Raw genomic sequence first — 10,772 nt, forward strand, 5'->3', positions numbered from 1 at the left:
CGCCCGCAGCGGAGGATGGCGACGCATATCTGAACGGAGGATGCCCCGGTGAACAAAAGTGAATTCCTCGCCCTGCTGCGGCGCAAGGCGGCGGGGCTGGCGGCGGTGGTCGCGGCGGCTTGCGCGATCGCGGCGGCGATGTTCGCCGTTTATGAAGCGGTGTTGTGGCTGCTGCCCGAAGATGTCGCCGGGCGATGGCAGTCGTTTGTCGGGCAGTTTTTCGCCGATCCGCGGAGTTTCCGCGACCTGCTGCTGCGCAAGGGCGCTTCGGCGCCGTGGTTCTTTGTGGGCGTACAGGTGCTGCAGGTGCTGTTCGCGCCGATCCCCGGCCAGGCCGTGGCGCTGGCGGGCGGTTTCGTGTTCGGCTTCTGGAAAGGCTGGGCGCTGACGACGCTGGGACTGGCGCTGGGCAGTCTGCTCGCCATGCTGCTGGCACGTCTGCTGGGAGAAAGATTCGTGCGCCGTCTCGTGCCCGACGGCGTGATGAAGCGTTTCGACTCGCTGCTGACGAAGGGCGGCTACACGATGTTCTTCATGATCTTCCTGCTGCCGGCGCTGCCCGACGACGCGGTGTGCTTCATCGCCGGCATGACGAAGCTGAGACTGCTGCCGCTGTCGCTGGTCTGCCTGCTGGGACGCGCTCCCGGCATGGCGGTGCTGTCGCTGCTGGGGTCCGAGCTGACCTCGGGGCCGACGGCGGGCGTGAAGATCCTGTTCATGGCGCTGATGGTCCTTTCGATCCCGCTGTGGATCTTCTGGGAGATCATCGAGGAAAAGATCCGCGCGCTGGTCATGAAGCCGCGCCGGAAATAAAATAGCGCCTTCCAGACAAGAAGCGAGTCAAAAACAGGAAGGGATGCCCTTCCTGGTAAAATTTTCTCACGAAAAGGCACTTTGCAGATGGCCGTTTTCTCACGAAAAGGCAGATAACACTACGGGACGCACAGCGCGAGGCTGTCTTTTGACCCGCTTGCGAGCGGGAAAAAAGGCAGCCTCGGCTTTTTATTTCGCTTTCGCTTCCAAAAATTTGCACGCCGTGGCGACGACGGCGGCGGCGCAGGTTTTGAGGATGGCGTCGTTGGTGCGGAACTGGGGCGAGTGGTGGGCGGCAGCGTAGGGCGTGCCGGGTCCGCCCATGCCGACGTTGAAGTAGACGGACGGGCGTTCCGCGGAGTAGAAGTTGAAGTCGTCGGAGCCGGAGGATATGGGGACGCGCTTCACTTTTTCGGCCCCGAACAGTTCTCCGGCCGCCTGTTCGAGCAACTGGCACATGGCTTCGTCGTTGACGACGCTGGGATAGACGGGGATGAAGCGGAAGTCGGTGCGGCAGCGCATGGCCAGGCCGACGCCGTTGGCGATGCGCTCGATGCGTTCGGGCAGCGTGGCGCGGACGGCGGGGTTGGTGGTGCGGATGTTGCCGGTGATTTCGCACTTTTCGGGGATGACGTTGACGGCGCTGCCGCTTTTGAGCGTGCCGATGCTGACGACGACGCGCTCGCCGGGCGGGATCTCGCGGCTGACGACGGTCTGCAGGGCGCAGATGATCTGCGCGGCGGCGACGGTGGGATCGACGGCGTCCTGCGGGCGGCTGCCGTGGCCGCCTTTGCCGATGACGTCGAGTTCCCAGATGTCGCCGGAAGTGGTGGCGGGGCCGGGAGTGAACTGGATCTCGCCTTCGGGCGCGCCGGCGCGGACGTGATAGCCGATGACGGCGTCGACGCCGTCGAGCATGCCTTCTTCGATAAGGGCTTTGGCGCCGGGCGCGGTGGCCTGTTCTTCCGAGGGCTGGAACATGAGGCGCACGCGGCCGGGCAGATCTCTTTCGAGCGCCTTGAAGATTTTGGCCGCGCCGATCAGCGAGGCGGCGTGGGCGTCGTGCCCGCAGGCGTGCATGACGCCGGGGGCGGCGGAGGCGTATTCAAGATCGTTGTCCTCACGCGCTACGGCCAGCGCGTCGATGTCGGCACGAACGGCCACGCAGGGGCCGGGCGAGTCGGGATTGACGTCGCAGACGATGCCGCACCGCGTGCCGGCGAAGCCGCGGCGGAGGATGGCGCAGCCGATCTTTTTCAGCTCGCGTTCGATCGCGTCGGTGGTGCGCACTTCCTGCCAGCCCAGCTCGGGGTGACGGTGAAGCTCGTGACGGAGCGCGGTCATTTCGTCTTCAGCCTGAGCGGCCAACGCGAGGATCTTCGCTTTGTCCATGATTTTATTCTTCCTTTCTCGAGATCACATGAAGTTGACCAGGAATCCGGCCAGAAACACCGAGGCTATTGTAACAGTCGTGAAGCCGGAAACGAGCATTTGCGGCATGATGCGGCTTTCGATGAACTCCTTTTCCGCGGGCGTGTCGCCAAAGCTGCGCGATACCTCGTCGGCGACGATGTAGGTGCCGGGGAAGCCGATCAGGCAGCAGGCGCCGATGGCCAGCGTCATGTCGAACGAGCTTTTCGCGAAGCGGCTGATCAGGTACGCCGAGGCGACCAGCCCGATCACGGCGGCGGCGAAGGATACGGCGATCGGGCAGAAGAGCGACAGAACCATCCGCGGCGTGGCCTTGCTGAGGTTGACGTACGTGGGCAGAAGCATGATGAACATGGAGAGGCCGCTGGAGGCGGCGATGTCGAGGATACGCCCTTCGAGGAAGCCCAGCTCGTAGGCGGCGACGCCGAAGACGAGCGCCATCACGAAGGGATGGACGCGGTTGCCGGTCGCCTGCGCGGCGGCGACGGCCAAGGCGGCGACGAGAAAGCTCTTGCACAGCAGCACAAACGGTGTGCGCAGTTTTTTGGGCAGTTCGGGGATCGGCTTTTTGCGCTCGCTCTTTTCGGCTTCGGTTTCCGCAGCCTGCCCGCCGGCGGCGAAGGCGGCCTTGAGGCGGCGCGCTTCGCGGCGCAGGCAGAAACTGGCGATGGGCACGCCGATGAAACCCTGCAGAATCAAGAGCATCGTGATGAACACGAGGATGTCGTTCAGCCCTTTGGCTTGGGCGGCTTCGCTCATGATCAGCATGGCCACGTTGCCGCCGGAAATGGGGCCCGTGGCGGTGAGGGCGAAGTTCATGCCGATCAGCGGACTTCCGATCAGAATCACGGCGGCCGAAGCGGCGCACATGGTCGCCAGCGCGATTAGTACGGTGCGGTACTGCGCCAGCATGGCCCGGCCGTCGATCATCGTGCCCATGTGCACCATCAGCACGGGAATGAACGTCATCGCCAGACTCATCAGCCCCGTGGTCTTGAACAAGTCCGCGGGCATCCCCAGCCAGAAAGCGGCGAGAATCATGGCTGAGGAGACGAAGCGCATGGAAACGAGCGCCCGGGTGCGCGAGGCGATCAGATCGCCGACGGTGAAGAAGCCGAGCACGACGAGAATCGACTGAAGCTGAGTGAACTGCATGACAAAAACCTCCCTGAGATGAACGGGATCCCGCGAGGATCCGTGAAGTCCGGCCGACGACGGCCGCCGAATTCCGCACGCTGCGATGTTCGTCTTGTTTGAGCCGCCAGCCGGGCTCCATGGACATTCCCCCTTTCCGGACGCCGAACGGAAGATAAACGAAAAAGAGCCGGTTCCCGCATGAATGGGAACCGGCTCTTCGTATCCGGACGGATTTATTCAGACCGCAGCACGACAGCGCGTCGGTCCTCGTCGAAGAGAGTCCCCACGCTGCGCCACCACATGCCGTTGTCAAAGGTGTTATGGATATGGATGGTTGCCGAGATCATGAAAGTTCACGCCTTTGCAAAAGATTGGGAATTGCTTGGCGCATTTTATAGCACGAAGAGCCGCCGTTGTCAAGAGAATCCTTGCGTCCCGGAAGGGGCGCCGATCCGGTGGCGCGGCGAAAGAATCCGCCTCCCTCTTGAATTTTTAAATAGGAATCGTCATAATGAATTTGCGCTCTGCTATAATAAAACCGGGAAGTTGGAGACGAGAAAGCAAGGCAACTCTTTCGGGGAGGTGACCATTGTGTTCGGAGACACGATCGCGGCAATTTCGACGGCTTGGGGAAACAGCGGCATTGCCATTGTGCGGCTTTCGGGCCCCGATTCCTGGGCGATCGCGCAGCGCCAGGTGCGTCTTCAGACCGAGGCGCCGCTGAAAGTGCGTTTCGCGCGCAATGCCGTGCTGCTCGACGAATCGGGCGAGGTGATTGACCACATCCTCGTGCTGCCGTTTCGGGGGCCCCGCAGTTACACCGGCGAAGATCTGGTGGAACTGCACTGCCACGGCGGCAGCCTGGCGGCGCAGCGTTGCCTTGAGCTGCTGATTTCCGGCGGAGCGCGCATGGCCCTGCCCGGCGAGTACACCCGCCGCGCCTTCGAAAACGGCCGCCTTGACCTCTCGCAGGCCGAAGCCGTCGGCGCGCTGATCCAGGCCCGCAGCAACGAGGCCCTGCGCGCCGCCAACCGCACGCTGGACGGCGAGCTGACGCGCGCCGTCAGCGAGATCTACGAGGAGCTGACCTCCCTCGGCGCCGAGATCGAAGTCGGCCTCGACTTTCCCGAGGAAGACGTGCCCTACATCGCCGACGAATCGTTGGCCGGCCGCCTCGAGATCGTGCGCCAGTCGCTGGCGGATCTGCTCGAGCGCTGCTCTTCCGGCGTCATCTTGCGCGAGGGCATCCGCGTCGCCATCGTCGGCCGCCCCAACGCCGGCAAGTCGTCGCTGCTCAACGCCCTGCTCAAGGAGTCGCGCGCCATCGTCACCGCCATCCCTGGCACCACGCGCGACGTCATTGAAGCCGTACTGACCTACCGCGGCATCCCGTTGCGCCTCGTCGACACCGCCGGCATAACCGAGAACTATCACGACGAAGTGGAAGCCATCGGCGTCGAGCGCGCCCGCGCCGCCATGAAAGAGGCCGACGTCTGCGTCTGGGTCATCGACGGCAGCGAACCGCTCCATCAGGAGGACGTGGACCGCGTCCACGAGCTGGCCGACACGCCGCACCTCGTCGTCCTCAACAAGGCCGACCTGCCGCAGCAGATCAGCGAAGCCTCGCTGACGGCCCTGATCCCTGCCAGCACGGTGATTTCCGTGTCCGCGGCCAAGGGACTGCGCCTCGACGAGCTGAAGGAATCCCTTGTCGGCCTCGTCTCCGGCACCGGCGCGCTCGATACGGGGCTGAATGCCAGCTCGCGCCAGGTGGAGGAACTGCGCGGCGCCATCGCCAGCGTCGGCACGGGGCTGAAAGCTCTCGGCGACGGTCTCGATCAGGCGCTCGTGTCGAGCTGCGTCGGCGACGCCCGCCGTTCGCTCTCCCGCATCCTCGGCGGCGACCGCGACGAAGACTTGCTGCACGAGATCTTCGGCCGCTTCTGCATCGGCAAATAGCGTCGGGAGCTTTTCGTCGGGAAAGCCTCAAAGGACGCGCGGCGCATGATGCCCACCGGATCATCCGGTGCCGTGCAGAAAAATGTTCCACGTGGAACATTCGCAACGGTCGTCCGGCGACAAGCCGCCGCCGGACGATGAAATCGTCAAAAACGCAAAGGAGTCGGAACCTATGGAAGCTCTCGAATGCATCAGAGAACGCCGCAGCGTGCGCAGATTTTCGGACGCGCCCGTGACAAGGGAAGAGATCAAGCACATCGTGGACACGGCGCGCTTTGCCCCGACATGGAAGGACTCGCAGACGGTGCGTTACATGGCCGTGCTCGATCCGGCCCTGAAAGGCCGGATCGCCGCCGAGGGGCTGATGGGCTTCGAGCGGAACGCGCAGATCGTCGCCGGCGCGTCTGCGCTGATCTTGCTTATAACGCTCGACGGCGTCAGCGGTTATGACAAGGACGGCGTGCCGTCCACCTCCAAAGGCAGCCACTGGCAGTCGTTCGACGCCGGTCTGGCCGCCGAGGCCTTCTGCCTTGCCGCGCATGAAGCCGGTTTGGGAACGGTGATCATGGGCGTCTTCGACAACGACGACGTCTGCCGTCTTGCCGCCCTGCCCGAGGGGCAGTCGGTTTCCGCGCTGATTGCTTTGGGACGCCCCGCCGAAACGCCCGCCGCCCGCCCGCGCAAGTCCGTGGAAGAACTGCTGATCTGGCGTTGACTCATGGTTCGATAAAAAAGCCGCCGCTTTCGCATTGGGAAAGCGGCGGCTTGCGTTATGCAGGATGAGAGAATCCCCGTTCTGTTTTTTCATACTATTTCTTGTATAAAAAGCACTAACATGGTTTGCAGGGTGCTGCGAGGGAGATCCACAAAGCGAGCTGCGCAGACTGCGCAGCAGTCGAGTATGTCCGAGCGACTGAACTCCCTCGCAGCGCCTCTATGTTCGGCATTTTAATTGAGAAATAGTATCAAGGCAAAGAGCCGTGTCCGCAATTCTGTCGGCTGCGGTAGCTTCCGGCGCGAACGTCAGCACCCGGTCTGCCGTTTGTAATCTTCGCCCCATTGGGCCATCAGGGCGAGGAGGGGGCGGAGCGTGCCTCCCAGCGGCGAAAGAGCATACTCAACGCGGGGCGGGTTTTCGAGATACACTGTGCGCGTGACGATTCCGTCGTTTTCCATGGATCGCAGGCTGTCGGTAAGCACTTTCTGGCTCAGTCCGGGGAGCGATTTGTGCAGCTCGTTGAAGCGCCAGGGACGGCGCAGCAGATTGCGGATGATGAGCAATTTCCATTTGCTGCCGATGATCTGGACGGCGGTCGCTACGGGGCATTCGGGCAGTTCTTCTTTGGTCAGCATGGGGCTCTTCCTTTCGTGCGTGGTCTGTCTCATTATAAAGGAATTGCGTCGTGGCGGAAGCGGTTACAAAAAAGTGACCGTCCGGTCACCTTTTTGTGCCTCCTTTTGCTCCGGCCGCACCGCTTTTATAATGACGATACGGCCTCGTGCCGTAATCCCGCAAAAGGAGGAACGCGAAAATGGCCCTGTCCAACATTGCCGGCTGGAGCAACATCGCCGCGTCGGCTTCGTCATGCGGCACCCCAAAGCCCTCGTCGTGCGGCGCCCCGAAACCCTCGTCGTGCGGCGCGCCCAAACCCGAGAAGTAGCTGCTCCATTTCAAGAGTCCGAAGCCATGCGGCTTCGGATTTTTCCATGCACAGGTTGTCTGCCGCAGGCAGACTTTTTATAGAGAGGTTGACTGTGAAGCATTATTTTTCCTTTCAGTGGCACATCACCGACGATTGTGACCAGCGATGTAAGCATTGCTACATCTATTCCGGCGGCGCGAAAAGATGCGTGAACTCGATGAGCTGGGCGCAGATGGAAGACGTGCTGGCCAACTGCCATGATTTCTGTTCCGTCTACCGGCGGCGTCCTTATTTCTATATCACCGGCGGCGATCCGATCCTGCATCCTGATTTCTGGCGGCTGCTGAAAAAACTCAGAAAGATGGATGCCCCCTTTGTGATCCTCGGCAATCCGTTTCATCTCGACGATACGGTCTGCGCGCGCCTGAAAGAACTTGGCTGCGAGCAGTACCAGCTTTCCCTCGACGGTTTGCGCGAGACGCACGACTGGTTTCGCCGCCCCGGTTCCTTCGACTGTACGCTGGAGAAGATCTCCGCGCTCAAAAAGGCCGGCATCAGCGCTTCCGTCATGACGACGGTGTCGGGAGCCAACATCGCTGAGATCCCGGCCGTCATCGACATCGTCGTCGAGCACGGCGTCGACGTGTTCTCTTTTTCGCGCTACTGTCCGACCGGCGGCGAGGCCGACGCCCGTATCGAGCCGATGCAGTACCGCGCTCTGCTCGACCGCTGCCATAAGAAGTTCGCCGCTTACGAAGCCGCGAGCAGTGCGACGCATTTTTACCGCAAGGATCATCTCTGGACGCTGTACGAGTACGAGGAGGGACTTTTCAAAATTCCCGGCGAAGCGCAGTCCGGCATGATCTACGGCGGGTGCGGATGTGGCTCCGGACATCTAAGCATTTTGCCCACAGGCGATCTGTATGCTTGCCGGCGCTTTCCCAGCCGCGTGGGCAATGCGCTTACCGACCGCATGGCCGACGTATGGCTGTGCGAGATGGAACGCTACCGCGATTTCATGAAATTCAAAAAGTGCGTCGGCTGCGAGCTGATGCCATGGTGTCGCGGCTGCCCGGCCGTGGCCTGCGGTACGTCGGGCGGCTTTTACGACGCCGATCCTCAGTGCTGGAAGGAGATTGAACGATGAACATGCGCGCGGTCTCGCTGAGCGGCCCCTGCGAGGGCAAAAATCTGAAATTGAGCACGATTCCCGTGCCGAAATCGCGTCCCGGCTGGGTGCTGGTACGCGTTCGGGCTTTCGGCATGAATCATTCGGAAGAGCTGTTGCGAAAGTACGAAATTGCCGAAGATTATATCGCCAAGCCGATCGTTCCGGGCATCGAATGCGTCGGGGAGATCACCGATCCCTCGGACAGCGCTTTTGCGCCCGGGCAGCGGGTCGCCGCGCTGATGGGCGGCATGGGGCGCAGCTTCAATGGGAGTTACGCGGAGTATGCGCTGCTGCCGCGCGCTCACGTCTTTGCGGTCGCTTCGCGGCTGAACTGGACTGAACTGGCGGCGGTGCCGGAAACGTGGTTTACGGCCTGGGGGTCGTTGTTTGAATCTCTGCACCTGACGTCCGGCGATAGACTGCTGATCCGCGGCGCGACCTGTGCGCTGGGCTATGCGGCGATCCAGATCGCGCGCGCCGTCGGCTGCCGCGTGATCGCTACCACTCACCGTGAGAACAAGCTGCCGCTGCTGGCGGAAGCCGACGAAACGGCGCTTGACAGGGGGAACCTGCGCGGGACGCTGTCGGGCGTGACGAAAGCGCTGGAACTCGTCGGCCCGCGCACGCTGCGCGACACGCTACAGTGCGTGGAGCGCGGCGGCATAGTGTGCAGCACAGGCATCCTCGGCGGCGTCTTCGCGTTGGATGGCTTCGATCCGATCAAAGAGATCCCTAACGGCGTTTATCTGACCGGCTTCTTCAGCAACTCACCGAGCCAAAACGTCATGGACCGGATCTTTTCGTTCATCGAGGAGCATGCTTTGACGCCAAAGGTCGGTGCCGTTTATCCCTTCTCGAGGATCGCGGAAGCCTGCCGGACTGCTGAAGAGGGGCACGTGAACGGCAAAATCGTGATCGTGATGGACGAAGTGGCGGAACCGTCCAGATAAAACACGGAACGACGGACCGGTATAAAGACACACGGCATGCGGTCTCATGCAGTTTTCGGCGCGCCGTTGACGCCATGAAAGACTGGAGAAGCTTTGCTCTTTGATTTAACGGAAACTGGTGTGAGATTTACCGACGCGCCGCGAGATGACGTTCGATGGCGCCGATGGCCGCGGCGATGGCCCGGGCGATGTCGTCTTTGGACATGGACGGCTGGGGTGCAGACTGGCGGGCGGCCTGTTCGGGAGCGTAAGGCACGTGCATGAAGCCGCCGAGGGTGTGGGGCAGTTCGTGGGCAAGATGATAGAGCACGCCGTACATCACCTGATTGCAGACGAATAGTCCCGCCGTGTTGGAGACGCGAGCCGGCAATCCGGCACTGCGGATGGCGGCGACCATGTCCTTGACGGGCAGCGTGGCGAAGTAGGCGGCGGGACCGTCGGCGAAGATCGGTTCGTCTACGGGCTGATTTTTATCGTTGTCGGGGATGCGCGCGTCGTTCAGGTTCAGCGCCACGCGCTCCGGCGTCGCCTCCATGCGCCCTCCCGCCTGACCGATGCAGAGCACGGCGTCGGGGCGATGTTCGCGCAGCGCGGCGCGGATGGCGGCGATGGACGTGCCGAAGACGACGGGCAGGATCAGCTTGACGATTTTCAGTGTGCCGATCCGATCGGGCACCAGCGCCAAGGCTTCCTGCGCGGGGTTGATCGTCTCGCCGCCAAAGGGCTCGAAGCCGGTGAGAAGCAGTTTCACGGTGATTCCTTCTTTCTTCGATCGCGGAGGATGAAATTTACGCCAGCGCGCGGCGCAGGGCCGCGAGCAGCCGTTCGTTTTCGGCGCGCCGCTTGACGCCGACGCGGCAGTAACGCTCGTCGAGGCCCGTGTAGTTGGCGCAGGAACGGATCAGGATGCCCTGCGCGAGCATGGGCTCGCTGAGGGGCTTTTCGCTGCGGAACAGCACGTAGTTGGCGGCGCCGTCGTAGACTTTGAATCCCAGTTCGCGCAGCCCGGCGCGGACGAAGGCGCGTTCCGCCGCAACGGCGACGCGGGTGCGAACGGTCCATTCCACGCCGCAAGACAGCGCCGCGAGGCCGGCCGTCTGCGCCGGGGCGGAGACGCTCCAACTCTGGCCGAAACCGGCGACCTGCTCGACCAGCCGGCGGTCGCCCGAAATCATGAAGCCCAGCCGCAGTCCGGCCATGGCGTACAGTTTGGTGAACGCGTCGACGATAACCAGGTGCGGATGCGCGTTCAACAGCGGGCGCGCCGACGGCGCCCCGGTGAAGGGAAGAAAGCACTCGTCGAGAACGAACAGCGTTCCCCGCCTCTCGCAGACGGCGGCGATCTGGCCGATCAGCGCGGGGCTGGTCAGCTGCCCCGTGGGATTGTTGGGATTGCAGAGGAAAAACATATCCGGCGCGCCGGCGCCCGCCAATTCGCCAAGGATCTCGCCGCCGAGCGCGAAGTCGTTTTCCTCGCGCAGGATGAATTTCTTTACTTGAGCGCCGGCCAGCAGCGCGGCCTTCTCGTATTCCGAAAAGGTTGGGGCGCAGACCAGAACCTTTTGGGGCTTTCGGGCCAGGCAGAGACGGATGATCAGGTCGGCGGCGCCGTTTCCGCAGAGCAGCTGCCACGGCTCGACGCGCAGCGCGCGGGCCAGCGCCGCCCGC

General features: G+C 62.8%; 11 protein-coding genes. 6 read left to right on the forward strand and 5 right to left on the reverse strand.

Annotation, left to right across the window (positions count from 1 at the left end; genetic code table 11):
* Positions 1–48: 48 nt before the first annotated feature.
* Positions 49–813 (forward strand): TVP38/TMEM64 family protein, encoded by a 765-nt coding sequence (locus HMPREF7215_RS06840; RefSeq protein ID WP_009165021.1) that lies wholly within the window; start codon positions 49–51, stop codon positions 811–813.
* Positions 814–1,002: 189 nt separating this feature from the next.
* Here HMPREF7215_RS06840 and HMPREF7215_RS06845 read toward each other — a convergent pair whose 3' ends face one another.
* Both HMPREF7215_RS06845 and HMPREF7215_RS06850 read right to left on the reverse strand, forming a co-directional pair.
* Positions 1,003–2,205: a M20 metallopeptidase family protein gene (locus HMPREF7215_RS06845; protein ID WP_009165022.1), complete on the reverse strand. Its 1,203-nt coding sequence runs from the start codon at positions 2,203–2,205 to the stop codon at positions 1,003–1,005.
* A gap of 24 nt (positions 2,206–2,229) precedes the next feature.
* Positions 2,230–3,399: a hypothetical protein gene (locus tag HMPREF7215_RS06850; protein ID WP_009165023.1), complete on the reverse strand. Its 1,170-nt coding sequence runs from the start codon at positions 3,397–3,399 to the stop codon at positions 2,230–2,232.
* 573 nt (positions 3,400–3,972) lie between these two features.
* Between HMPREF7215_RS06850 and mnmE the strand changes: the two genes are divergently transcribed.
* The gene (gene mnmE / locus HMPREF7215_RS06855; RefSeq protein WP_009165025.1) at positions 3,973–5,340 is read left to right on the forward strand and encodes a tRNA uridine-5-carboxymethylaminomethyl(34) synthesis GTPase MnmE; all 1,368 of its coding nucleotides are present in this window, start codon (positions 3,973–3,975) and stop codon (positions 5,338–5,340) included.
* Positions 5,341–5,512: 172 nt separating this feature from the next.
* Complete coding sequence (locus HMPREF7215_RS06860) at positions 5,513–6,055, forward strand: nitroreductase family protein (RefSeq protein WP_009165027.1); 543 nt, start codon at positions 5,513–5,515, stop codon at positions 6,053–6,055.
* Between the two features lie 308 nt (positions 6,056–6,363).
* On the opposite strand, the gene HMPREF7215_RS06865 is transcribed toward HMPREF7215_RS06860, so the two are convergent.
* Positions 6,364–6,693 carry a winged helix-turn-helix transcriptional regulator gene (locus HMPREF7215_RS06865; protein WP_009165028.1) on the reverse strand — a complete coding sequence of 110 codons (330 nt, stop codon included), beginning with the start codon at positions 6,691–6,693 and terminating at the stop codon, positions 6,364–6,366.
* A 179-nt stretch (positions 6,694–6,872) separates the two neighbouring features.
* Between HMPREF7215_RS06865 and HMPREF7215_RS13920 the strand changes: the two genes are divergently transcribed.
* The 3 genes from HMPREF7215_RS13920 (at position 6,873) to HMPREF7215_RS06875 (ending at position 9,104) form a co-directional block, all read left to right on the forward strand.
* The gene (locus HMPREF7215_RS13920) at positions 6,873–7,001 is read left to right on the forward strand and encodes a hypothetical protein (RefSeq protein WP_269621696.1); all 129 of its coding nucleotides are present in this window, start codon (positions 6,873–6,875) and stop codon (positions 6,999–7,001) included.
* A gap of 94 nt (positions 7,002–7,095) precedes the next feature.
* Positions 7,096–8,130 (forward strand): radical SAM/SPASM domain protein, ACGX system, encoded by a 1,035-nt coding sequence (acgM, locus tag HMPREF7215_RS06870; protein WP_009165030.1) that lies wholly within the window; start codon positions 7,096–7,098, stop codon positions 8,128–8,130.
* Positions 8,127–9,104, forward strand: coding sequence for a zinc-binding dehydrogenase (locus tag HMPREF7215_RS06875; RefSeq protein WP_009165031.1), 978 nt, complete (start codon positions 8,127–8,129; stop codon positions 9,102–9,104). Before acgM ends, HMPREF7215_RS06875 begins: the two co-directional genes overlap by 4 nt.
* Positions 9,105–9,231: 127 nt before the next feature.
* Here HMPREF7215_RS06875 and pcp read toward each other — a convergent pair whose 3' ends face one another.
* Positions 9,232–9,855 (reverse strand): pyroglutamyl-peptidase I, encoded by a 624-nt coding sequence (pcp, locus tag HMPREF7215_RS06880; protein ID WP_009165032.1) that lies wholly within the window; start codon positions 9,853–9,855, stop codon positions 9,232–9,234.
* 37 nt (positions 9,856–9,892) lie between these two features.
* The coding region (locus tag HMPREF7215_RS06885) for a pyridoxal phosphate-dependent aminotransferase (protein ID WP_009165033.1) at positions 9,893–10,772 on the reverse strand (880 nt) is incomplete at its 5' end.

It is taken from the genome of Pyramidobacter piscolens W5455 (assembly GCF_000177335.1).
GTDB lineage: Bacteria > Synergistota > Synergistia > Synergistales > Dethiosulfovibrionaceae > Pyramidobacter > Pyramidobacter piscolens.

Coding starts and splice junctions, on each gene's coding strand:
- HMPREF7215_RS06845 (WP_009165022.1), bottom strand. CDS start 2,205: ATGGACAAAGCGAAGATCCTCGCGTTGGCCGCTCAGGCTGAAGACGAA.
- HMPREF7215_RS06850 (WP_009165023.1), bottom strand. CDS start 3,399: ATGCAGTTCACTCAGCTTCAGTCGATTCTCGTCGTGCTCGGCTTCTTC.
- HMPREF7215_RS06860 (WP_009165027.1), top strand. CDS start 5,513: ATGGAAGCTCTCGAATGCATCAGAGAACGCCGCAGCGTGCGCAGATTT.
- HMPREF7215_RS06865 (WP_009165028.1), bottom strand. CDS start 6,693: ATGCTGACCAAAGAAGAACTGCCCGAATGCCCCGTAGCGACCGCCGTC.
- HMPREF7215_RS13920 (WP_269621696.1), top strand. CDS start 6,873: ATGGCCCTGTCCAACATTGCCGGCTGGAGCAACATCGCCGCGTCGGCT.
- HMPREF7215_RS06875 (WP_009165031.1), top strand. CDS start 8,127: ATGAACATGCGCGCGGTCTCGCTGAGCGGCCCCTGCGAGGGCAAAAAT.